Below are 22966 nucleotides of genomic sequence, written 5' to 3' on the forward strand. Positions count from 1 at the left end.
GCACCCTGGATCGTTTTTTACTGGCAAAACATATGCACAATGGCTGTGGAAATTGCATGTCCTGAATCCTGCCAGAAGCAGGTAGCAGAAAACGAAAGACTCCTTCTATGATGACCCCAAAAATCAGTGCCACCGTCCCGGTGATAGGTATCGCTGCCTTCAGCGGTACTGGTAAGACAACGCTTATTGAGAAACTCCTGCCAATTTTAGGTAGCAGAGGGCTGCGAACGGGTCTGGTCAAAGCCTCGCACCATACAATAGAACCCGATCCACCAGCAAAAGACAGTTATCGTTTACGCCATGCCGGTGCCAGCCAGCTGGTGCTGAGCATGCCTGGCCGCTCTATTTGCTATACCGAGTACCCAAATGGTTACCAGCGACAACTACAGGAGCAACTGCAGCTGCTCAACCAGGATCAGCTGGATTTAATCCTGGTGGAAGGTTTTCGAGATGCTCCCATCCCTAAAATCGAGCTTCATCGCCGTGATTATGAAAAGCCGTTCCTGTTTACCGATGACCCCCATATTATCGCCATCGCCTGGGATGGCAATCCGGGCATCACACTGCCAGAGGATCTGGCCGAGCTGGATATCAACAACCCGGCAAATATTGCTGACTATATTGCTGACTATATGATCAGTTACACGGCAAGCTGTTGACAGACTGTAGCCAGCAAAACCGGATCAGACCATTAATCAAAATTGAGCGTATCCTGCCATTGTAACGTACCGTGTTGATCAAACATCTGCTCGGTTACAGAGGTACCGGAAAACTTCAGTAGCCCATAGCCGTTAAGAATACGCAGCTCCTGTTCTCTATCGGGATCAGGATAAGGCGTGTCACTGTAGTAGGCTACCTCAGGAACCAGCGAACCATCGGACTGGTACATTACCGAAGCACGTCCCACCGGAATGGCGCCGTGGCCCCAGCAGCGGGCAACGGTTGAACCGGCGGCAGACTGGTTCGAGTAAACAGCGCCCTGATGAATGTGTGCCCAGATCCAGTAGTCAGGATCTCTGCCCAGGTAGTCATGAACCTGACCCCAGAGCGGATTATTTTGTTCCGTGCCGTCCAGAGTCAGGCCGTTGTGGTGGGTGACCACCATCACTTTTTTTCCGGTTTGCCCCATTTGATGGAGGAAGTTGCCCTGGGCTTCGTTCAATGCGCCTTTAAGAAAAAGGTCACTATTGTCATAGCGGGCACTATCAAGCCCGACTATTACCCAGTCTTTCAACAGAATGGCAAAGGTAGTGGCCTGCTTCTGGCTGGCGAACTTGGTTGAATTGAGCGTAATGTAGCGCAGACCGTTTTCACCATCGTACATACCATGGTTGGAACCCAGGGCAAATGAGTAAGGAGTTCCGGGATTCCAGATGCTGGTAAAGTTAAAGGCCTCTTCACCAGGCTGGCCAGTCAGTGTTTTCTCGGTACCGGCATAATATTCATCGCCCAGGTGAATGGTGATTTCTGCCGGGTGTTGTTGCATGGACAACATGACCTGTTGTGCCGGTGACGGATTGCTCCCGTCATCCCAGTAGCCGGTACCCCAGTCACCCACCACCAGAACGGATACATCATCCTGGTCACTGAAATCCACGGTGACCGGCTCACCTACTGGTGCCAGCGTGATATGTCCCATCCGGTATCCCAGATAGTAAGCCAGACTGGTACTCCAGCCCGGGTCCAGCTGTGCATACTTGGTGAAATTGTACAGGTTGCCACCGCTGTCGAGCCTGCCTTCGATCGGGACCTCAAATAACATGCTATCGCCGCTTAAGTTATAGCTTTCGTTATCGCTCTTGCTGCCACTTAAAGACGGCAAAAGACGTTTAAAGTCATCGGTACTGATGCTTGAATCTGGCAGGCCAAGCCGCTGCTGAAGCCGTTCAGTCAGGGCTGAATCATGATGATTCAAGAAAAACAGCAGCAAACTGCCGTCTTCCGGTGCCACGCTATTTTGATCATTGAGCATGGCCAGCACCTCTTTTTCCCGCTCACCGAGTTCAGCTCAGAACTGTTGGGCAGCCCGGGTTTGCTGATCAGACAACCCTGTCCGGTCAACCCAGTCCAGCAGTTCATTGAGATAACGCAGGTGTTCCCGTGGAACCTTCATACCATAAAACTGGTGCTCAGGATCTTGATAAGCAGAGACATGCGTACCCGTTGCTACGTCATCCGAACATCGATAGTGGGAAGCAGTTGCCCCGACAGCTGACTCGAAACCGCTACAACCCAAGCTATTGTCCGACCCGCACGTTGCCTGTACAGACAATGGCAGCAAACAGGACAGAGAGATGACCACCGATCTGAATGAAGAGAACATAAGTACACCTTTCATAGAAAACACTAAGAGTGTAGATTCCCCGCTCAAAGTTTTTATGTTTTTTTATTCATTTCACACCAGGTGGTATCAACAATGAGTGATTGCTGTGCAACCGATGGGCTAATGCGGCTGGAGGTCGCGCTGTCCCGGCTAATCAACGACACTAATCCGGTATCAGGCACGGAAACAGTAGCTCTTGAGTCGAGCCTGGGCCGGGTGCTTGCTGAACAGATCATCTCCCCTATCAACGTCCCCGCCCATGATAACTCGGCCATGGACGGTTATGCCCTGGCTGTGAAGGATTTGCAAAGCGGTGACACCTTACCTCTGGCAGGACAGTCCCTGGCCGGACACCCCTATTCGGGGGAGATTCCTGCCGGACAGTGTATCCGTATTATGACGGGGGCCAGCATTCCGCCGGGTGCCGATGTGGTTATCATGCAGGAGCAGGCTGAGGCCACGGAGCAAGGCATTCGTTTTCTTCAGAAACCGGTCAAGTCGGGTAACAATATCCGTAAAGCGGGAGAAGATATTCCGGCAGGCGCTCAGGTGTTCACACCAGGTCGGAGAATACGCCCTCAGGATATTGGCCTGCTGGCTTCACTGGGTATTGCTCAGGTCAAAGTATATCGAAAAGTCAGAGTTGCAGTTTTTTCAACAGGTGATGAGCTGAAACTCCCGGGTGAACCACTGGGACCGGGCGATATTTACGACAGTAATCGTTTTGTTATCAAAGCCATGCTAAAAAAACTGGCAGTCGACATCATCGACCTTGGCAAGATTCCTGACGATAAAGCGGCCCTGCGAGAAGCCTTCCTGAGGGCCGATCGAGAAGCTGACGCGGTGATCAGTTCCGGCGGTGTCTCTGTCGGAGATGCCGATTACACCAAAGACATTCTTGATGAGCTGGGGGAAACCGGCTTCTGGAAACTGGCCATCAAACCGGGCAAGCCTTTTGCCTTTGGGCAGCTTCCGAACAGTGTCTTCTTTGGCCTGCCCGGCAACCCCGTGTCGGCTACCGTCACCTTTCAGCAGCTGGCTGCGCCAACATTGCGCCATATGATGAACCAGCAGCCGGAACAAAAAATTGAACTCACACTGACCACTGAAACCCAGCTCAGGAAGCGACCGGGCCGTCGGGATTTCCAGAGAGGAAGGCTGGTTTACCATGAATCCGGTGAACTTCAGGTCCTGTCGACCGGTCATCAGGGGTCCGGTGTGCTCAGCACGATGAGCGGGTCTGACTGCTATATCGTGCTGGCAGAGGAAGATGGCGATAAACAGGCCGGGGAACGGGTCAAGGTGCAGCTGTTTGATGAACTTCTGCAGTGATTGTAACAACTGATCAGTAGAACATGCCTTTCCAGTCACCTGAATCCCGGGATACAGACTGAGATTGATAATCCGCTGCAGCCAATTCCAAATCGGATACTGACAACTCCATTAATGGTTTAACACCATCGGCAGCGGGATCGTCGGCAGCGGGATCGTCGGCAACGGGATCGACAGAGCTGTTGCCTTGAGGAGTCAAAGAGTCCTCCTGTGGAGTCCCATGGCTACCATCAGATTGCTCGCCGATTTCTTTAGCGAGCCGACACTCCTGAATCAATTGGACGCGCTCAAAAAAATTCCTGACACTCCGGGCATTAGCGAAGTGGTCACCCTCATATTTTTGGATATCTGATAATTTTTCTTTGCAAACATCGAAGGCATCTTCAGCGAGCTGATAACCGTTTTTAACGCACATAAACTGGAATATCTTAATTAACTGCTCGTCACTGTAATCCTCAAAATGGATCTTTACCGGAATTCTGGATCTAAGACCCGGATTAGACGCCATCAATTGTTCCATTTGCTTTCGATATCCGGCCATGATGACGACGGTATTGACCTCGGGTTTTTCCAACATGAGCAACAATTTTGCAAGGGCTTCAGGGCCAAAGTCCCCAGCAGAACCAGGTTGGATGAGGCTGTATGCTTCATCGATGAACAATACGCCATTTTTCGCTGAATTAACCAGCTGCTCGGTTTTGAGAGCGGTTTCCCCCATAAACTTCGCAATCAGCCCGGATCGGTCTGCCATTACGATTTTGTCTTCCTTAATTATTCCAAGCTCATACAAAATATGCGTTATCATCTGAGCAGACATGGTTTTTCCCGTACCCGGATTGCCGGTAAACAGCATATGACCCCGGGATAAATCATCGCACTTAAGGCCGGCTTTTTTTCGCATTTTTCGAACGATCATTTTTTGTTGCAATTTTTCGGCGTGTGCTTTCAAGTTCTCCACACCGCTCATATTGCGCAACTCTTGGAGCGAGTCAGAGTCGGCCTGTTGTTGCCTTTCAAGCTGATCGCTTAACAGGCGATACTCCTGGCGCAACCGGTTAATTTTTGGTTGCACCAGCAGTTTGTGGGTCAGTACGCGACTTAAAACTATAGTACCCAACGTTATGGCTACCGCTCCGCCATCACCAACATAGGGCCTGCTGATTCTCAATGCTTCCAGGCTGGCTACCAGGGAAACTGAGCGAAGAAACCATTTAGTCAGAGACGTTTCACTGATTTGTTTTTCCAGGGCATCCACCGTCTGATCAAATGTCTGGGGTGAAGACTGGGTCCATTCAGAACCAAACTGCCAAGAAAGTGTGAACATAATGACCTGCTTTTAAGATAATCAACTCTGGTTTTTTAATGCGATAAGTTTTGCATTCAACGGCTCACATTCTGCGCTGACTTTCAATGCATACTTATGGTAATTCGGACAGCAGTTCAGCGAAAAAACTCCTCTCGTTAAACGATTTGTTAGTCAAACAAACTGACTGGTTATGTCTGCTGACATAATGAGACGCACATATGTCAGTTTTGTGAAGAAACTGTCATAAAACTGTCATAAAGAATGGATATTTTTATCATCAACTTTTAAGCACCAGGGTGCACTCTCTATGTCTGAAATGACATCCGTTTCTTCACAGGGCGCTGATTTCGAAACCATGACCACGCGCCATTACGGTCGTATCTGGCTGCGCGTTGTTCTGTGGATCTATGCTCTGCTGGTCGCTGTCAGTGTCATCGGCTCCGGCTTTAAAATGGCGGTGGGTGGCACTGAAGCGGCAGCACAGCTGTTCAGCTTTGCCAACAATGCCATCATGGCGCTACTGGCGGGCACACTGGCGACAGCGCTCGTACAATCCTCCAGTACCGTCACTTCCGTTATTGTCGGCCTGGTTGCCGGTGGCCTGCCTGTTCATATGGCGATCCCGATGATTATGGGGGCTAACATCGGCACGACCATTACCAACACCATCGTTAGCCTGGGCCATATTCGCTGCCATAAAGAGTTCAAGCAGGCGTTTGCAGCCTCTACGGTTCATGACTTCTTCAACTGGTTGGCGGTTCTGATTCTTCTGCCTCTGGAACTGTTCACAGGCTTCCTCAGCAAGCTCTCCTCTTCCGTCGCAGGAATGCTGGTTGGCGGTCAGAATATGTCAATGAAAGGCCTGAACTTTATTGACCCGTTAACCTCTCCGGCAGAAGACATTATTAAAGGTTTTGTATCGGTATTGCCGGACAGCACGCTTTCTGGCGTTGCCATGATTGCTATTGGTATTGTGCTGATCTTTTTCTCAGTGGTTCGCCTGGGCAAGCTGCTTAAGAAAGTGATGGTGGGTAAAGCCAAGGATGCATTGCACAGGTCTATTGGCCGTGGTCCAATCAGCGGCATTCTGTCCGGTATGACCATGACAGTGATGGTTCAGTCTTCATCAACCACTACCAGCCTGATGGTACCGATGGTGGCCAATGGCCTGTTTACTGTACGGCAGATGTACCCTTTCACCCTGGGCGCTAATATCGGTACAACCATCACGGCGTTGCTGGCTGCCACCGCCATTACCGGTCCTGCGGCCCTGCCAGCACTGACCATCGCCATGGTGCATTTCTTCTTCAACTTCTGTGCTGTTGTTCTGATTTGCGGTATCAAGTGGCTGAGAGAAATACCGCTGTTTATGGCAGACAAACTCTCTGATCTGGCCGTTAAGAACAGAATTTACGCTTTTGCCTATCTGTTCATTGCCTTTTTCATTTTGCCAGGCATCATCATTTTTCTGACAGCCTGATTGCAGAGATAGCATTACATACCACAGGACCTGCTCTGCTTTGAATGCATTGCAGGTCTTTTTTTATCGGTTAACGCCTTGAAACAGAGTTATTACTCAACATTCAATTAACTGATCGGGATAAAAAAACGCACTTCCGAGTCTAAAGTGTCAGATACGTGAGCACAGTGCAGCCTCAATGATGACTTTTCAGAACAAAACGCTCCAGAACAAAACACTGAACCTCTCAGCCGGTGCAGATAACCTCAAGCGCTTGTGCTGGCTGCGTGGAACCCTCATTGCTTTTGAATGTATCGTCTTTTTCCTGGCCAGTTTTTATTTTGAGATCCCGATAATCGGGCTTGTCCTGACCGGTTTAATGAACGTTCTCCTGATCACCGGCACAATCCTTCGGCTACAAGTGTTCAAAAGGAATGTCAGCGATCAGGAGTTCTTTGTTCAACTATTGCTGGACCTGCTTTCCCAGAGCACGCTCTTATTCTTCAGCGGTGGTTATACCAATCCACTGGTATCGACCTGCCTGATAACTGTCTGTATTGGCGCAGCACTGCTCCCGGTGAAATACAGCTGGTGGGCGACGTTCAGTGCGGTTTTACTCTATACCCTGCTGATGAAATGGTATGTGCCAGCCACGTCTGGTTCGGAACTTTACGTGCCAGAACACCAGCTAATGATTGACATTCATTTGCTTGGCATGTGGCTGGCGTTTGTTGTCAGCGCATGCCTTATCAATTACTTCGTCGAGCGGATGGCATCAGCCCTGAGAAAACAACAAAGAGACACTGCCATCAGTAGAGAGCTTCAGCTGAGAGATGAAAGCATTCTGGCCATTGCCCTCCAAGCCGCCGGGGCAGCCCACGAACTGGGAACGCCATTAACGACAATGGCCATTGTTCTACAGGATCTTCAGGACGAATATCAGAACAAGGCACTGGCTGAACGCTTGAAATTTCTCAGGGACCAGGTTGATGAATGCAAGAAAAGGCTTCAACAGTTAGTAACCCAAAACCAATCTAAGGGTATTGAAAGTATCGATAGTCAGGATTTTCTTTCAGAGGTCATTCAACAATGGCAACTTTTCCGACCAGAATCCGGGCTGCATTACAACGCTTCTCAATGGCCGGCCGCAATAGCTATTCCCTGCGATCTGACACTGTATCAAACCATGACTTCATTACTGGCTAATGCAGAAGATGCGAGTCCGGGTCAGGTTTCGCTAAACGTGATGCACAATAGCCAAAACCTGACAATACAGATCCTGGATCAAGGCACAGGCTTCACCGAAACCAACTCTCCCCTGCCCCTGAAAAGCTCAGCCAGTACAAATAAGAAGAACCGGGAAGCCTTATCAAGGAGACCCGGTAGCTTAAAAGAAGATGGCCTCGGGATTGGTTTATTACTCAGCCAGGCCAGTATTGAGCGGTTGGGAGGTCAGATACAGATTACCAGTCTGACCTGCAGGGGTAGCCTGGTTGAAGTACAACTCCCCATCATCAGCAAAAGCGCACGGGAAATAATAAAGTGACGATGAGCCCCGGAAAAGTCCTTGAGCTGTCGGCTATTTTGATTGCCGATGATGACCTGGTCTTTTTACACACGCTCGCTACCTCACTCAGAAAAAAGGGATTTATCCCCATTACGGCAGACACCATTGGCAAAGCCACAGCCTTGCAACAAAAACACCGACCGGCAAGTGCTGTTGTTGACCTGAAAATAGGCAGTGAGAGCGGTCTCAGGCTGATTCCACTTTTACTTAACGTCAATCCAAATATTGATATTATCGTACTAACAGGGTATGCCAGCATTGCTACTGCTGTTAGCGCCATTAAACTGGGTGCCAGAGACTATCTCTGCAAGCCGGTAGACACTTTACAAATACTCTCAGCACTCAATATCAGCAAGCTTGCAGCAGATCATGAATCATGCACGGTCATCCCGCAAAACAGGATGCCAGTTTACCAGCTGGAATGGGAGTATCTGCAGAAAGTGCTTCTGGAGCACAATGGCAATATTTCTGCCGCTGCCCGAAGCCTCGGCATGCATCGCAGAACACTTCAGCGAAAACTCAATAAACGGTCAGGCTCGCGCTGATATTATGTAAGTATTATTGCCTCTCTCCCCGGCAACGATTACGATTGTTGGTTTTATATGCAACGGTCACTTATTTACGGTGAATTGCTTATTTCTTCGTAGCGCTTTCTTGCGAGGCTTCTTTTTCAGCAAGAACCTTTTCAGCAAGAACCGTCAGATACTCTCATTGATGGGTCTGCTCAGTATCACGTCCCTCTTTGGCAGCACCCTGATCACTACGCTCGCAATTACCTGGCAATACACGCTTTATACGCTATCCACCGGCCAGTGGGCCTGGCTCTTTACGGCCAGCTCCCTGACCATGGCCCTGGCGCTGACACCCTCTACGCTTATCGCCTTGATCAGTGGTTATTTTCTCGGATGGGCCGCGTTTTTTTATATCCTGATTTCATACCCGGTCGCCTCTGCCATCGGTTATACCGTCGGAAAATCACTGGATCATGGGAAGCTGATGAATACCCTTCCTCCCACATCCCGAATACACCTGATGCTTGACGAGCTGAAACATCATCAGTGGCCGCTGGTCATTCTGACCCGGATATCCCCGATCCTGCCCTTTTCATTAATGAATCTGGTGCTACCCGCGATTGGTATCCGCCTCCAGACATTTCTGCTTGCCGGCTTTATTGGCATGTTACCGAGAACACTGTTTGCCCTCTGGGCAGGCATGCAGGCAAGAGACCTGATATCGTTACTGAAAAACCCAACGCAAGATAATCTGTCCATCATTTTCATGGTGATGGTTTCGATTCTTTCCATTGGCGGCCTGCTTTATCTTGCCCGGAAAGCATCAACAACCATCTTGATGAGACAAGCAGCCAGGCTCAGGGAGAGCAAAACCTATGGATGAAAAGCGTGTTGCACTCTTTGTTGACGTGCAAAACATCTATTACACCACACGACAGGTTTTTAACAGTCACTTCGATTACAACGCATTCTGGGCTCTTGTCAGTAAAGGCAGGCAGGTTACCAAAGCCATCGCCTATGCTATTGATCGTGGGGACCCCCGGCAACGGCAATTCCAGGACATTCTTCGAGCCATTGGCTTTGAAGTAAAGCTGAAACCCTTCATTCAAAGAAGCGACGGAACCGCAAAAGGTGACTGGGATGTTGGCATAACGCTGGATGTCATGAGCTGGGCCCCCAAGGTCGATATGGTTGCCCTCGCTTCCGGTGATGGCGACTTTGATCTGCTATTGCAGAAGGTCCGACAGGATTTTGGATTGCATACTGAGGTATACGGTGTTGAGGCTCTGACAGCATCTTCTTTGATTCAAGTTTCCGACCACTTTATTCCGATTACCCATGACCTGTTACTGCCAATCAGGAAAACGAAAAAGAACAGCCAGGAAGATGTAACAAATACTATATAAATCAGAACATTAATTTCTAATCCTACAAGGTGTACCAACCCCTGATTTCCGGTTAAAATTCATGCGGGGATTTGTTTTTAACAAACTTGATAAAATCTTTGACATCCCCTCGGACAGCTATTAGAGTTCCTATTGGCCATTATTGAGAAGAACGAAAAATCGCTTTTTGAGTACTTCCTGATCGTCACACCACTTCTTAGTTTAAGTTATGCTGCTTTGATTGCTTTACTCTTAAATAGTTATATGAAGATGTGACTGCACATTGGCTTAACGCGTGTACAACGCATTTTTATAGAAATATTCAGGAGACATTCCATGTCTAAATCGACCGGAACGGTAAAGTGGTTCAGTGAAGAGAAAGGCTTTGGCTTTATCGCTCAGGATAACGGCGGTCCAGACGTTTTCGTTCACTTCCGTGCCATCATTGGCGACGGCTTTAAAACTCTCGCTGAAGGTCAGGCTGTGACCTTTGACGTTGAGCAGGGCCAGAAAGGCCTTCAGGCTGCCAACGTAGAGAAAGTATAAGCTTTTCCCTTTCGGGAAAACAAAAAAAGAGCACGGTAACGTGCTCTTTTTTTATGCGCCATACTTTCCCACCAGAGAAAAACCTGATCAAATCGTTTTACGGTTTCTACTTTAATCTGCTTTCAAAAGTTACGTAAATATCCTCTTCTGTTCACCCTTTCAGTTATCCCGGGAAACCTGCCAACAGTTTGACTGACAGTTAGAATCATCTATTTTTTTAGCAGCGATTCGCTTTTTGGCTTTCGTGAATACTTATCCGTTTTCTGTCAAACAACTCGTATATTTCCAAGCACAGCCAATGCGTACCCAACACCGTTGCACGCTACCTATTGTACGAAACTGACGTATAAAACTGAAAACCTCTCAAACTCCTGATACCCCGAATGAGTCAAAGAGTGGTTTCAGCCTCTTTCTGGAGCATGACCATGAAAACTCCGAACACCTGTGTTGCCGTCTATAAAACCCATCACGCTGCTGATGATGCGGTTAAGCTCCTGCAAAAAGCGGGTTTTGATATGAAAAAAATATCGGTCATTGGTAAGGATTACCATACAGAAGAACATGTCGTTGGTTATTACAATACGGGTGATAAAATGAAAGCCTGGGGAAAAATGGGGGCTTTCTGGGGTGGACTCTGGGGCATTTTGTTTGGTGCTGCATTTTTTGTAATCCCCGGCGTTGGCCCAATGGTTATTGCCGGACCATTGGTATCTGCCATTGTTGGCGGTCTTGAAGGCGCGGTGATCGTTGGCGGTTTATCGGCGCTGGGTGCAGGCCTTGCCAGTATGGGAATCCCCAAAAACAGTGTTGTACGTTATGAAGAATCTCTGTCTGCAGGTAATTTTCTGTTGCTATACAATAGCACAGAAGAAGATGTTGCTGCGGCAGCAAAGTTCTTGCTTGAAAGCACCGGGCATGATGGCGTGGACACTCATAACGACAACAGTGGCAAGTAAACAAAGGTATAACTGCAGAAAAGTGCTAAGACCTCTACAGCCACCCTCGTTCCCATGCTTTCAGGTCCTATGGGTCGTGGGTGGGAACAAGTCCATAAAAAGCCTCATAGGAGGCTGACCGAGAATAGCGCCCGTAGCGAGGATGGCAGAAAATTGAGGATAAAAAGCCGGAAATTTTTAGTGAATAGTGGTTCTATTTGCTAAAAATTTCCGATTTTTTAGACCAATTTGCTGCCACCGCAGTAGGGCAGACTATTCTCGGTCAGCCTCCTAGATAACATCCAGGCAGGATCCTTTAAAATGGGCAAAAACACGCTGTCCCACTGACAGATGCAATAACCCCAACGCCCTCCTGGTGACCAGCGCCAGCAGTGTCTGCCCTTCTGCTTCCATAAACAGCATGACATTATTTGAATCAAGTTCCTGAATGGCCCGAATCGTTGTCGCCACTCGATTCTGAACACTTGTGCAGTGGATCTCTTCCACAACAATGCTGACTTCCTGCGCAGGCAATATAACCCTCAGTTCTGTCCCCGGTATCGCTGAAATTTGATTCGCCAATAACTTCTGCTGACCAAACTGCAGTTCTGTAAAGCCATACTCCTGGTCATGGCCTCCTACCTTGACTTCGAGAATTGAAAGCGCACAGTCATCCCTGGTTAATAAAGAACCTGGCCGACTGAGTAATTGACGACACTCACCGCAGGATAAAACCTGACCCTGTTCAATCAGCACCAGCTTATCGGCCAGCCGTGCCACCTCCTCGCGTGCATGGCTTACCATGATGACAGGTATCCCGAAGTACTGATGGATATTCCTCAAACAGGGAAAAATTCTTGTTTTGGAAGACCAGTCAAGGGAAGCCAGAGGCTCATCCATTAATAGAAGACGAGGCACACTTAATAGGGTTCGGGCAATAGCAACCCGCTGCTTTTCGCCTCCGGACAGTTTATCAACAGAACGTCCCAGTAAATGCTCAATATCAAGCTGATCAACAACCTCTGCCAGTGATGGCATGTTAGCATCAGCTCTGGCCCGCCTCAGCGCAAACAGCAGGTTTTCCATAACATCCAGATGGGGAAACAGTCTGGCTTCCTGGAATATATAGCCAATGCCCCGTTGCTCCGGCGGTATCCATATTCCCTTTTCGGAGTCCTGCCAGACTTCATCATTAAACTGGACTCTCCCCCGGGCATGGGTTTCCAAACCGGCAATGGTTCGCAGCAGCGATGTCTTACCACAACCAGAGCGCCCCATAATGGCCCAGGTGCTATCGGCATCCAGTGATTCATCAACATTAAGAACAAAGCGGTCCCGGGGAAGCTGAATATCAACGCTTAGCATTAACGACGACCAGGGATTGATTTGAGGGGTAATTGCGTCGCCGACTTACGATCAAGACCGTAAAGGGTAATCAAAAGCATCATGGCAAAAACCATCAGTCCTGCAGCAATCCGATGGGCCTCAGCAAACTGCTGTGATTCAACGGCATCAAACAAGGCAATAGACAGCACCTGTGTTTCCCCGGGAATATTGCCGCCAATCATAAGAACCACACCAAACTCTCCAATGGTATGGGCAAAGCCCATACAGGCCGCCAGAATCATGGCCCTTCGGGTGCAGGGAAGTACCACATTGAAAAAACGATCCAGTCGCCCTGCGCCCATCATGGCTGCTGCCTCAAGAAGGCCTTTATCAAGCTGCTCAAATGCCCGCTGAAGTGGTTGCACAACAAACGGCATTGAGCAGATAACAGAGGCAATCACCAGTCCGGTAAAACTGAATGCCAGCGTTGTACCAGTGAGATAAAGCCAAAACTGTCCGACCGAATGATTAGGAGAAAACAGCAGAAGCAGATAAAAGCCAAGGACGGTTGGCGGCAATACCATTGGCAGGCCCACCAGAGCCTCCAATACAGGTCTCAGCCGACTCTGCATGTTAGCCAGCCCCCACGCCATGGGAATCGCCAGCAACATCAGAATAATGGTGGTAATGGTTGCCAGTTTCAGCGTTACCCAGACAGCGGTGAGCAGCATTCAGAGTGCTTCCCCTCGATGTTCGGACGTTGCTTTACCGGCCATTTTCGGTAATACAGGTATGTAGCCCTGCTTTGCAAGGGTATTCTGAACCGACGGCGATAAAATAAATGCCACCAATGCCTTTGCCGCTTCAGGCTGACTGGTTCGATTTAATATCACCAGATCCTGCCGAATCGGATCATACAGCGTCGCAGGAATCGGAAAAATATGACCATCGTTGTTTTTATCACCGACCAGCTGCGCTTTAGCCACCAGTCCAACGGGAACATTCCCACTGGCCACAAATTGCCAGGCCTGCTGAATACTGGCTCCCTGAACCAGACGAGAACGGAATGGTGACCAGAAGCCCAGCTTTTCCAGAACCTGCTGTGCAGCCAAACCATAGGGTGCCGTTGCTGGATTGGCAATGGCCAGGCGCCCCTGATAAACAGCCAGATCCTCCAGTGTCATTGGGTTATTTTTCCCATCCTTTCCGGAAAAACCAGGGCTCCACAGAACCAGTTCTCCCAGGGCATAAGGATGCCGACTCCCCTTCAGAACCAGCCCTTGCTGTTCCAGCCGTTCAGGCCTGAGACTATCTGCTGACAGAAAGACATCAAATGGTGCACCATTGGTGATCTGATTATACAGCACTCCGGTTGAGGCCGAGGAGATCAACAACCGGTGTCCGGTTTCTGCTGCAAACGCCTTTGCCAGTTTTTCCAGCGACGGTTTAAAGTTTGCAGCAACGGCCACTTTCAGCTCTGCTGCGTAGACTGATGACTCCAAACAAGCCGCCCCGAGACAAGCTGCCCTGAAAAAAGAGAGTACAACCGCTAAAAATATTTTTCTTAACATGCAACAGCCGTTATTTCAGAGTTTACTTTGGAGGTCAAAGCCAGCGATCAGCCGCTTCCTGATCAGACCCACGCTCGTCTACCCAGCGATCTCCCTCTGGCGTTGTTTCTTTCTTCCAGAACGGAGCACGGGTTTTCAGGTAATCCATGATAAACTCACAAGCCGCAAACGCCTCTTTGCGATGGGCGCTGGCGACACCCACAAAGACGATGCGATCACCAGGATGCAATTGCCCAATGCGGTGGATGATCCGAACAACCTGAAGCTCCCAACGCTGCACGGCCTCATCAATAATTTCCTGCAGGGCTTTTTCGGTCATCCCCGGATAATGCTCCAGAAAAAGACCACCCACCTCATCTCCAAGGTTCATATCCCGAACCGTGCCAGTGAACGTAACTATGGCACCGGATGACGTATTACCTTCCAGGCGTTCATATTCCTGGCCAGGGTTAAAGTCGTCTACTTGAATGGAAATCAAGGCTCTGATCCTGTTTGTGTTTCAAATAAAAATCACCCACCAGTGACCGGAGGAAAAAAGGCAACTTCATCACCACAGTGCAATACGACATCCTGACGAGTCATATTCTGATTAATGGCAACCAGTGTACGGTCACTCATCATCACTTCACGCCAGTCTTCGCCGTTTTCAGCCAACTGACGTTTTAATGCAAACAATGAGGATGCGTACTCCCCTTCTTCCAGGGTCAGTTGCTCGCAGTCAAGCTTTTCCCGAAAGCTGGCAAAGAACCGCACCTTAATCATGCTGCACCTCCTGATGCACCTCCTGATGCAGCACCTGAAACAGAAGCCGCTGAACCATGAATATAGTGACCACTTCGACCGCCACTTTTTTCCAGAACCCGAATGCCTTCAATATGCATCTCTTTGTCCACCGCCTTGCACATATCATAGATCGTCAGGGCAGCAACCGATGCGGCAGTCAGCGCTTCAATTTCAACACCGGTTTTACCATTCAAGCGACAACAGGTTTCAATTCGGATGCTTGCTTCTCCGCCTGCTGAAAGCCCGTCTTCAAGGTGAAATTCAACACCGATAAAGTTAAGCATTAACGGATGGCAAAGTGGCACCAGATGGCTACACTGCTTGGCAGCCTGAATGCCGGCAATTCTCGCCACAGCAAGTACATCGCCTTTTTTAAGGCCATTCTGTTTTACCAGCGCCAGTGTCTCAGGCGACATGTAAATATAACCTTCGGCCCTGGCTTCACGACGCGTGATATCTTTTTCACCAACATCTACCATGCTGGCCTTGCCATCACGATCAATATGGCTAAGGGCAATATTGGTAAAAGACATGATTACCCTGCCTTTTTCAATTGCTCAACAAAATTACATGGCCGGTGCTGGCTATTCAACTGATCACTGATAATGCCTTCCCAGGCGGTTTTGCAGGCATTATTGGAGCCAGGCATAACAAAAATAACCGTTCCGTTGGCCATGCCCGCCACAGTACGCGACTGAATGGTAGAGGTTTTGATCTGCTCATAGGAAAGCTGACGGAACAGCTCAGCATAGCCATCGATCTGCTTGTCAAAAATGGGCAGCAGGGCTTCGGGTGTACTGTCTCTGCCAGAGAATCCGGTACCGCCGGTGACCAATATTGCCTGCACGCTGTTCGGTGAACCGGCATCAGTGGCAATCCAGCGGGACACCACTTCCCGGATCTTATAGATATCGTCTTTGACTATGGCCTTGTCAGCCAGGTTGTGGCCAGCGGCAGTCAGGCTCTCAACCAGCAAGTGACCGGATGTATCGTTTTCTTCGGTGCGAGTATCGGACACCGTTAGCACAGCAATATTGACAGGAATAAACTCATCAAACTGATTATGAGCCATGGATATTTTTGCTCCAGTCTATTTTAAACGATTCGGCGGGGTGTTCATGACCAGCGTCCATTATGTGGACGGCGGGCTATTTCTGAACCACCTCCTTATTGACCAGATCACACCAGTCTCCTGGCGTATTGGCATTTACAAAAAGATCTGCCATAGCTAACGGCAGCGGTATGGTCTGCCCACCTGACCGTTGATACAGGCGCCAGAGGGCATAGTCTCCCGGATTGTCACTCGCTATAGAGGTATCCACGGCTTGCCGTAATTCAGTGGTTACCGGCAAAACCACCGGCAGATTAAAGCCTTCGAAACAGCATACCCGCTGTTGATCGCCAAGTATTCGGATCGCATCCGCAGGAATCAGTGGCATATCCACAGGAATCACCAGCAGACGATCGCCGTTGTGCAGTCGCTTTAAAGCAGAATGAATGCCACTGACAGGGCCTCTTCCGGGCACAACATCTTCAATAACAGAATCATTAATGGAAAAACCGGATCCACTGATCAGAACCTGATCAATCCCGGCCTGAGTCAGCAGAGAAGCCATATGCTGGTAAAGCGGTTTGCCAAACCAGCTCATTCGTGACTTGTCCTGTCCCATTCGGGAGGAACGACCTCCAGCGAGAACCAGACCGTAAAGGGTGCCGTGAGCCGTCATTCGATCGCAGACTCTTTCTTTCTGTATGCAAATTCACGCCGGTAGTTTAAGGTTTTCCGCCCCTCTGACAAGCCCTGAGATCAATTATCATGCAGAAAAGCATTCAGCAGTCATCTGAAACATTCACAAACTGCCTTATTTCACCCGGATGATATAATCAAACCAGTCCGAAGGGTTCGGAACCTCCTCTTCCGAAGCAATGTCCTTGTCCTTGATTGAGTAACCGGATGCGTGGACAGATTCCGGGTTCCCGGTATTCAGAGGATGCCATTCCGGTAGATCATGTCCATGATAGAGCAGGTTATAAGCGCAGCTGTCCGGCAACCAAGACAAATGCTCATGGAGCGTTTTCGGGGTGAATTTGATGCAGTCATCCACATACTTACGACGGTGTTTATAATGCCTGCAACGGCAGGTCTCCAGGTCCAGCAGCCGACAAGCTAACGCTGTGGTGTGAATTTCATCGGTATCGGCATCAATTATCTTATTGAGGCAGCAGCGACCACAGCCATCACAGAGCGACTCCCACTCTTCAGGCGTCATCTCGGTTAACGATTTTACCTGCCAGAACGCAGGTTTCTGCTCACTCATCAAACACCTGAATATGGTATATCATTGGATTTACGTCAGGATACTATCACTTCAAAAGATGACAATACGCGATAGTCATATGCTCCCTGCACATCAATATCTGGTAACTGTTCAGCACCCCCACATAAATCTGGAATTTTCTGATTTTTATACCATCCTCTTAAGCACCATTTTTCCACAATATTCGCCAGCATGATTCCAGAACTACCCGCAACTATGTCGGCTGAGATTCTCTTGAAAGAGAATGCAGAGCTGCGGATGAGAGTTGCCTGTCTGGAAGAGCGATGTCGAGAATTGGAAGAAAAGGTTGGCAAGAACACTCAAAACAGCAGCAAGCCGCCATCGTCTGATGGTTATCAAAAACCTTGTAAAAACAGTAATTCTCCAGATCATTCTGACGACCTTTCCGCAGATAAAGGTACCGATCCATCGGATGAAAAACCCAATCCTAAAAGTCTGAGACAGTCTTCTGGTAATAAAGCCGGTGGAAAGAAAGGGCATCAGGGCACTTGTCTTAAACAGGTCGATATCCCTGACTATATTGAGTACCTTCCGGTTAAAGAATGCAATAAATGTCAGGCGTCTCTTCTTGATAGTGAGCCGGTCAAATATATTGAACGACAGGTGTTTGAACCAGGGAGACCGGGTGAATTTGAAGTAACGGCCCATAGAGCTGAAGTAAAAATCTGCACTTGTGGTTGTCGGAATCAGGCTGAATTCCCGGAAGGTGTTACCGCTGCCGCACAATATGGCTCAGCCACACAGGCTATGGCCGTCTATCTTAACCAATACCATTTCCTGCCTTTTAAGCGCGTGTCAGAGTATTTTAATACTCTCTATAAAATGAGTGTAAGTGCAGGCACTGTCGCCAATTTTGTGGCCAGAACCTATGAAAATCTGGCTTCTACTGAAGAGGTTATTCGTGACGCCTTGCGGGAATCGTCTGTTGCCGGAGCCGATGAAACGGGTATGCGGGCCGAGGGCTCTTTGCACTGGCTACACGTTATGCGGGATGAACAATGGACGCTCTACTACTTGTCTGAAAAGCGAGGTCGTGAGGCCATGGACACGATGGGCATACTGCTAACATTTGCAGGCGTTCTGGTTCATGATCATTGGAAATCCTATTTTGCATATGCGGCAACTCACGTACTTTGCAATGCCCATCACCTGAGGGAGCTTTTGGGTGTTGTTGATAGGGACAGCAATCAACTGGCGTTGCGATTGATGAAGCTACTGAGGCTTTCCTGGCATTACTGCAAGGGCTTTAAGACCATAGGTATGCTACAGATGCCAAGTGTTGTCTGTGAACGAATCGAGAAGATTTATGACCGGTTGCTTCAGCGGGCTCTAATGAAAGAAGTCGTCTATATGGAGAAGCAACGAGAGGAGCTTAAGCGCAAGAAAGTCAAGAATACTAAAGCTTACAATCTCTTCAAACGACTCACTGAGTTCAAGGCTGAGACACTGCGCTTCATGTCAGATTTTACCATTCCCTTCGATAACAATGGCAGTGAGCGGGATGTTCGAATGGCCAAGTTAAAGCAGAAAATCTCAGGCTGCTTCAGGAGTGCAGACGGTGGTTCTATGTTTGCACGGATTCGCAGCTATTTGTCGTCTGCCAGAAAACAGGGAATGGACATATATCAATCACTTCATAGAGCTGTTCGGAATTACTGTAATATGCCTTTGCTCAGTGCTGAATAGTTACAATATCTGAACCAATAGCAGAATCAATTGGTACAGATGGGACTTGTTCCCTGATCCTGTTGTGATATTGCAGAGTGTCATGCAAGCATTGGTTTCAGGAAGCGGCCAGTATGAGACCCGGGCACAGCCGATACGGCTTCCGGTGTGCCAGCAGCAATAATCTGGCCTCCGCCATCGCCCCCTTCAGGGCCCAGGTCAATGATCCAGTCGGCCGTTTTAATGACATCAAGGTTGTGTTCAATGACGACAACACTGTTACCGTGATCTCGCAGACGATGAAGGACGGAGAGTAGCTGTTCAATGTCGTGAAAATGCAGCCCTGTGGTTGGCTCGTCCAGAATATAGAGTGTTTTACCGGTATCCCGTTTAGACAGCTCCTTAGCCAGTTTCACCCGCTGTGCTTCACCTCCGGACAAGGTCGTCGCGTTCTGCCCAAGATGAATATAGGACAGTCCGACATCCATCAGGGTTTGCAGCTTACGCCGGACCGCTGGTATTGGGTCGAAGTATTGCAGGGCTTCTTCTACCGTCATTTCCAGTACTTCGTGAATGCTCTTACCTTTATATTTTACTTCCAGGGTTTCACGGTTATAACGTTTGCCCTTACAGACATCACAGGCCACATAGATATCGGGCAGAAAGTGCATCTCTACCTTGATAACACCGTCGCCCTGACAGGCTTCGCACCGCCCGCCTTTTACATTAAAACTGAAACGGCCAGGCTTATATCCTCGTGAGCGGGCTTCCTGAGTGCCGGCAAATAGCTCACGAATGGCAGTAAAAATCCCGGTATAGGTGGCCGGGTTCGAGCGCGGCGTCCTGCCGATGGGGCTCTGGTCAATATCAATGCACTTATCAAAGTGATTGATGCCGGTCAGCTTTTTATAGGGGGCAGCGGTTAACGTTGTTGCCTTATTAAGCGCTGTGGCCGCCAGCGGATACAGCGTTCCATTGATTAATGTGGACTTGCCAGAGCCGGACACCCCGGTAATACAGGTCATCAGGCCAACCGGGATTTCCAGCGTAACATTTTTCAGATTGTTGCCAGTGCAACCGCTGAGCTTGAGCGTTTTCTTGGCGTCTATCGGGGTTCTCTTTGGTGGTATCTCAATCTTGCGAATACCGCAGAGGTACTGGCCTGTTAAAGACGCTGGAGTGTCCATTACCTGCTCAGGTGTGCCCTGTGCGACGATGGCTCCACCATGAACACCTGCACCGGGACCAATGTCAATGACATGGTCAGCGCAGCGAATGGCATCTTCATCGTGCTCTACGACAATGACTGTATTACCCAGATCCCTCAAACGGGTCAGCGTGTTCAGAAGACGTTCATTATCACGCTGATGTAATCCGATACTGGGTTCGTCAAGAATGTACATTACCCCGACAAGACCTGCACCGATCTGGCTGGCCAGTCGTATTCTCTGGGCCTCTCCACCGGAGAGGGTATCTGCACTTCGATCCAGCGTCAGATAGTTCAGGCCAACATTGACCAGAAAACTGAGGCGCTCACAGATCTCTTTAAGCACTTTCCTGGCAATCTCTCCACGGCGCCCCGGCAGGTCAAGGTCTTGAAAATAGGTCAGGGCCTTTTCAACGGGCAATTTAACCAGCTCCGGAAGGCTTTCATCCTGAATGAATACATTCCGTGCCTCTTTCCGTAAACGAGTACCTTTACAGGATGGGCAGGGCTGGGTACTCAGGTATTTGGTCAACTCTTCCCGGACGGATTGCGAGTCAGTGTCCCTGAAGCGTCGTTCAAAGTTGGGAATAATGCCTTCGAAAATATGCCGCTTTTTATAGACATCACCCCGGTCATTCACGTAGCTGAAATTGACCTCTTCATCACCGGAACCGTGCAGAATAATGTTTTGTTGTTCCGGGCTTAAATCGTCAAAGGGGGTATCAATACTGAAGTCATAGTGAGCGGCCAGTGATTTCAGCAAATGAAAGTAATATACACTGCGGCGGTCCCAGCCACGGATGGCGCCTTCTGCAAGCGTCAATTCAGGGTGCTGTACAATACGGTCCTGATCAAAGAACTGCTTAACTCCAAGTCCATCGCAAGTCGGGCAGGCGCCAGCAGGATTGTTAAAGGAAAACAGTCTCGGTTCCAGCTCATTGAGGCTATAGCCGCACTCAGGACAGGCAAACCGTGAAGAGAAGACAATGTCGTCTTTTTTCTGTGTTGGTTTTTCTGTTGAATTCTCTGCTGAAGAGCCATCATCCATGTAGCTGACCGTAGCAAGACCATCGGTAAGCTCCAGGGCGGTTTCAAAGGACTCGGAGAGGCGAAGCTGTAAATCATCACGCACCTTAAAGCGGTCTATGACCACCTCAATGGTGTGCTTCTTCTTTTTATCCAGTTTTGGTGGTGTATCAAGATCAGTGACAATCCCGTTGATTCTGGCACGAATAAAACCGTTGCTTCTCAGTTCGTTGAATACATGGAGGTGCTCACCTTTTCGCCCTCTGACCACTGGGGCCAGAAGCATCAGTTTCGTACCTTCTGGCAGTGCCAGAATCTGGTCCACCATCTGACTGACGGTTTGCGCTTCCAGAGGCAAGTGGTGTACCGGGCAGCGTGGAATGCCGACGCGGGCAAACAGTAACCGGAGATAATCGTAGATTTCCGTGATAGTACCGACAGTAGAGCGCGGGTTATGACTGGTGGATTTTTGCTCAATGGATATCGCCGGCGAGAGGCCTTCGATATGGTCTACATCGGGCTTTTCCATCATGGAAAGAAACTGGCGGGCATAGGCTGACAGTGACTCAACATAGCGTCGCTGACCCTCTGCATACAGTGTGTCGAAGGCCAGAGATGACTTACCGGAGCCGGATAGGCCGGTGATCACTATCAGGCTGTCACGGGGCACCTCAAGGTTGATGTTCTTCAGATTGTGTGTACGGGCGCCCTGTACGGTAATCTTTTCCACAGCCTTTTCTCCGTGCCAGTTTGGAAACGAACGGAGTATTATAAATAGTCGATCGCCAAGTCTGTAGCAAAAATCGCTACATTGAGTAAAAGCATCCAGAGATGGCCATTAAAATAAAAACCACCGTTGGCGTCAGAAAAATAGCCTGCGCATCGACAGTCCCATTTCAATGCCGCTGAGTCGAGAGCCAGTGACAGGATATGGTTGGCATAGGGGTGTTCAGCCAACATTGCCATGATGTTTGTCAGGGTTTCCGTCCAACCTTCTTCCCTATCTTTTGAAGAAAGGTTAAAGCGGTCACTCTTATCATTTAGGTCTTTATTTGTTTTTTGCTCAGACCAGAAAAAATAAGGGCTGAAATAGCTCCATCCGTGATGCAGCATGCTGGCAACATAATAGGTGAAGAAAAATATTTGGGTGTTTGTCACTATTTTAGGTTGTCCTGAGCATGGACAAACGGGGGGCCATAATAGTTTGCTGCCAGAATCCCACACCTTGTATGCATGGACGGCCAAATAGGCCCACATCAGCAGATTTCGGGTAGTTAATAACACCTGCTTTGTTTCATGGTAGGGACTATGAGAGATCAAAATAACTGAAGGATCATTATGGTCATCTGATCCGGAGAGCTTACAGTCTGTGTTTTTCAGCGCCTCCAGTTTTTCAATGCTGTCCTTGCTTGAAATTGTGCAGAAGGAGCTTTTTCCATGTTCATTGATGGTTGTATAGCTTGCTGACATTGAGACATTTGCAGTTTCTTCTTTGACCGTGTTGGACAGACATGGGAGAGAACAGGTCAGTAGAAGGTAGAAAATTCCTGTAAACTGAAACCCTAATAAATTTCGTATTCTTCTCTTGCTGTTAACACTCTTTGCAACAGCACAGGTATTGTTTGACATGGATAGTGTTTATAACTCTGGTATAAGAAGTTAAACAGCTAAGTAGTTGATAATT

Annotated in this window: 24 protein-coding genes; 10 read left to right on the plus strand and 14 right to left on the minus strand. The window is 48.9% G+C overall.

The genetic code is table 11. From position 1 onward, the window contains the following. Window positions 1–107: 107 nt before the first annotated feature. Entirely contained in the window at window positions 108–659 is a 552-nt protein-coding gene (gene mobB / locus MJO57_RS06830) for a molybdopterin-guanine dinucleotide biosynthesis protein B (RefSeq protein ID WP_252023961.1), read from the plus strand. 32 nt (window positions 660–691) lie between these two features. Here the strand turns inward: mobB and MJO57_RS06835 are convergent, their stop codons facing one another. Beyond that, window positions 692–1972 carry a hypothetical protein gene (locus MJO57_RS06835; RefSeq protein ID WP_252023963.1) on the minus strand — a complete coding sequence of 427 codons (1281 nt, stop codon included), beginning with the start codon at window positions 1970–1972 and terminating at the stop codon, window positions 692–694. A 444-nt stretch (window positions 1973–2416) separates the two neighbouring features. Here MJO57_RS06835 and moeA point away from each other — a divergent pair, with 444 nt between their 5' ends. Beyond that, complete coding sequence (gene moeA, locus MJO57_RS06840; protein ID WP_252023965.1) at window positions 2417–3655, plus strand: molybdopterin molybdotransferase MoeA; 1239 nt, start codon at window positions 2417–2419, stop codon at window positions 3653–3655. A gap of 13 nt (window positions 3656–3668) precedes the next feature. Here the strand turns inward: moeA and MJO57_RS06845 are convergent, their stop codons facing one another. Further along, window positions 3669–4979, minus strand: a complete 1311-nt coding sequence (locus tag MJO57_RS06845; protein WP_252023967.1) for an AAA family ATPase — start codon at window positions 4977–4979, stop codon at window positions 3669–3671. 289 nt (window positions 4980–5268) lie between these two features. Between MJO57_RS06845 and MJO57_RS06850 the strand changes: the two genes are divergently transcribed. The 7 genes from MJO57_RS06850 to MJO57_RS06880 all read left to right on the plus strand — a co-directional run bounded on the left by MJO57_RS06850 (window position 5269) and on the right by MJO57_RS06880 (window position 11386). Continuing rightward, a complete protein-coding gene (locus tag MJO57_RS06850; RefSeq protein WP_252023969.1) occupies window positions 5269–6441 on the plus strand; it encodes a Na/Pi symporter in 1173 nt (390 codons plus the stop codon). Window positions 6442–6841: 400 nt separating this feature from the next. Further along, window positions 6842–7966, plus strand: a complete 1125-nt coding sequence (locus MJO57_RS06855; protein ID WP_252023971.1) for a sensor histidine kinase KdpD — start codon at window positions 6842–6844, stop codon at window positions 7964–7966. A 2-nt stretch (window positions 7967–7968) separates the two neighbouring features. Then, on the plus strand, window positions 7969–8532 hold the full coding sequence (locus MJO57_RS06860) for a response regulator transcription factor (RefSeq protein ID WP_252026970.1): 564 nt from the start codon (window positions 7969–7971) through the stop codon (window positions 8530–8532). Between the two features lie 169 nt (window positions 8533–8701). Further along, window positions 8702–9382: a TVP38/TMEM64 family protein gene (locus tag MJO57_RS06865; RefSeq protein WP_252023973.1), complete on the plus strand. Its 681-nt coding sequence runs from the start codon at window positions 8702–8704 to the stop codon at window positions 9380–9382. Next, window positions 9375–9905 carry an NYN domain-containing protein gene (locus MJO57_RS06870; RefSeq protein ID WP_252023975.1) on the plus strand — a complete coding sequence of 177 codons (531 nt, stop codon included), beginning with the start codon at window positions 9375–9377 and terminating at the stop codon, window positions 9903–9905. Before MJO57_RS06865 ends, MJO57_RS06870 begins: the two co-directional genes overlap by 8 nt. A 315-nt stretch (window positions 9906–10220) precedes the next feature. After that, window positions 10221–10430, plus strand: a complete 210-nt coding sequence (locus tag MJO57_RS06875) for a cold-shock protein (RefSeq protein WP_101745061.1) — start codon at window positions 10221–10223, stop codon at window positions 10428–10430. Window positions 10431–10855: 425 nt separating this feature from the next. Then, window positions 10856–11386, plus strand: a complete 531-nt coding sequence (locus MJO57_RS06880) for a general stress protein (RefSeq protein WP_371924794.1) — start codon at window positions 10856–10858, stop codon at window positions 11384–11386. A gap of 270 nt (window positions 11387–11656) precedes the next feature. Here the strand turns inward: MJO57_RS06880 and modC are convergent, their stop codons facing one another. From modC to MJO57_RS06930, 10 genes are all read right to left on the minus strand, one after another. Next, the gene (modC, locus tag MJO57_RS06885) at window positions 11657–12730 is read right to left on the minus strand and encodes a molybdenum ABC transporter ATP-binding protein (protein ID WP_252023979.1); all 1074 of its coding nucleotides are present in this window, start codon (window positions 12728–12730) and stop codon (window positions 11657–11659) included. After that, complete coding sequence (gene modB / locus MJO57_RS06890) at window positions 12730–13422, minus strand: molybdate ABC transporter permease subunit (protein ID WP_252023989.1); 693 nt, start codon at window positions 13420–13422, stop codon at window positions 12730–12732. Before modB ends, modC begins: the two co-directional genes overlap by 1 nt. Next, entirely contained in the window at window positions 13423–14262 is an 840-nt protein-coding gene (gene modA / locus MJO57_RS06895) for a molybdate ABC transporter substrate-binding protein (protein WP_252023991.1), read from the minus strand. A gap of 34 nt (window positions 14263–14296) precedes the next feature. Next, the gene (moaE, locus tag MJO57_RS06900; protein WP_256493242.1) at window positions 14297–14740 is read right to left on the minus strand and encodes a molybdopterin synthase catalytic subunit MoaE; all 444 of its coding nucleotides are present in this window, start codon (window positions 14738–14740) and stop codon (window positions 14297–14299) included. A gap of 32 nt (window positions 14741–14772) precedes the next feature. Further along, complete coding sequence (locus MJO57_RS06905) at window positions 14773–15024, minus strand: MoaD/ThiS family protein (protein ID WP_252023993.1); 252 nt, start codon at window positions 15022–15024, stop codon at window positions 14773–14775. Next, entirely contained in the window at window positions 15021–15578 is a 558-nt protein-coding gene (gene moaC / locus MJO57_RS06910) for a cyclic pyranopterin monophosphate synthase MoaC (protein ID WP_252023996.1), read from the minus strand. Before moaC ends, MJO57_RS06905 begins: the two co-directional genes overlap by 4 nt. 2 nt (window positions 15579–15580) lie before the next feature. Next, window positions 15581–16117 (minus strand): molybdenum cofactor biosynthesis protein B, encoded by a 537-nt coding sequence (gene moaB / locus MJO57_RS06915; protein WP_252023998.1) that lies wholly within the window; start codon window positions 16115–16117, stop codon window positions 15581–15583. 76 nt (window positions 16118–16193) lie between these two features. Continuing rightward, window positions 16194–16772, minus strand: coding sequence for a molybdenum cofactor guanylyltransferase (locus MJO57_RS06920; RefSeq protein WP_252024000.1), 579 nt, complete (start codon window positions 16770–16772; stop codon window positions 16194–16196). Window positions 16773–16907: 135 nt separating this feature from the next. After that, window positions 16908–17363: a YcgN family cysteine cluster protein gene (locus tag MJO57_RS06925; RefSeq protein ID WP_252024002.1), complete on the minus strand. Its 456-nt coding sequence runs from the start codon at window positions 17361–17363 to the stop codon at window positions 16908–16910. A gap of 35 nt (window positions 17364–17398) precedes the next feature. Beyond that, window positions 17399–17557, minus strand: coding sequence for a hypothetical protein (locus tag MJO57_RS06930; RefSeq protein WP_252024004.1), 159 nt, complete (start codon window positions 17555–17557; stop codon window positions 17399–17401). Between MJO57_RS06930 and MJO57_RS06935 the strand changes: the two genes are divergently transcribed. Next, window positions 17556–19070 (plus strand): IS66 family transposase, encoded by a 1515-nt coding sequence (locus MJO57_RS06935; protein ID WP_252024006.1) that lies wholly within the window; start codon window positions 17556–17558, stop codon window positions 19068–19070. The two genes, MJO57_RS06930 and MJO57_RS06935, sit on opposite strands and share 2 nt — an antisense overlap. A gap of 80 nt (window positions 19071–19150) precedes the next feature. Here MJO57_RS06935 and uvrA read toward each other — a convergent pair whose 3' ends face one another. Continuing rightward, the gene (gene uvrA, locus MJO57_RS06940) at window positions 19151–22012 is read right to left on the minus strand and encodes an excinuclease ABC subunit UvrA (protein ID WP_252024008.1); all 2862 of its coding nucleotides are present in this window, start codon (window positions 22010–22012) and stop codon (window positions 19151–19153) included. A gap of 38 nt (window positions 22013–22050) precedes the next feature. After that, window positions 22051–22911 carry a hypothetical protein gene (locus tag MJO57_RS06945; RefSeq protein WP_252024010.1) on the minus strand — a complete coding sequence of 287 codons (861 nt, stop codon included), beginning with the start codon at window positions 22909–22911 and terminating at the stop codon, window positions 22051–22053. Between the last annotated feature and the right edge of the window lie 55 nt (window positions 22912–22966).

It is taken from the genome of Endozoicomonas sp. SCSIO W0465 (assembly GCF_023716865.1).
Taxonomy (GTDB): Bacteria; Pseudomonadota; Gammaproteobacteria; order Pseudomonadales; family Endozoicomonadaceae; genus Endozoicomonas.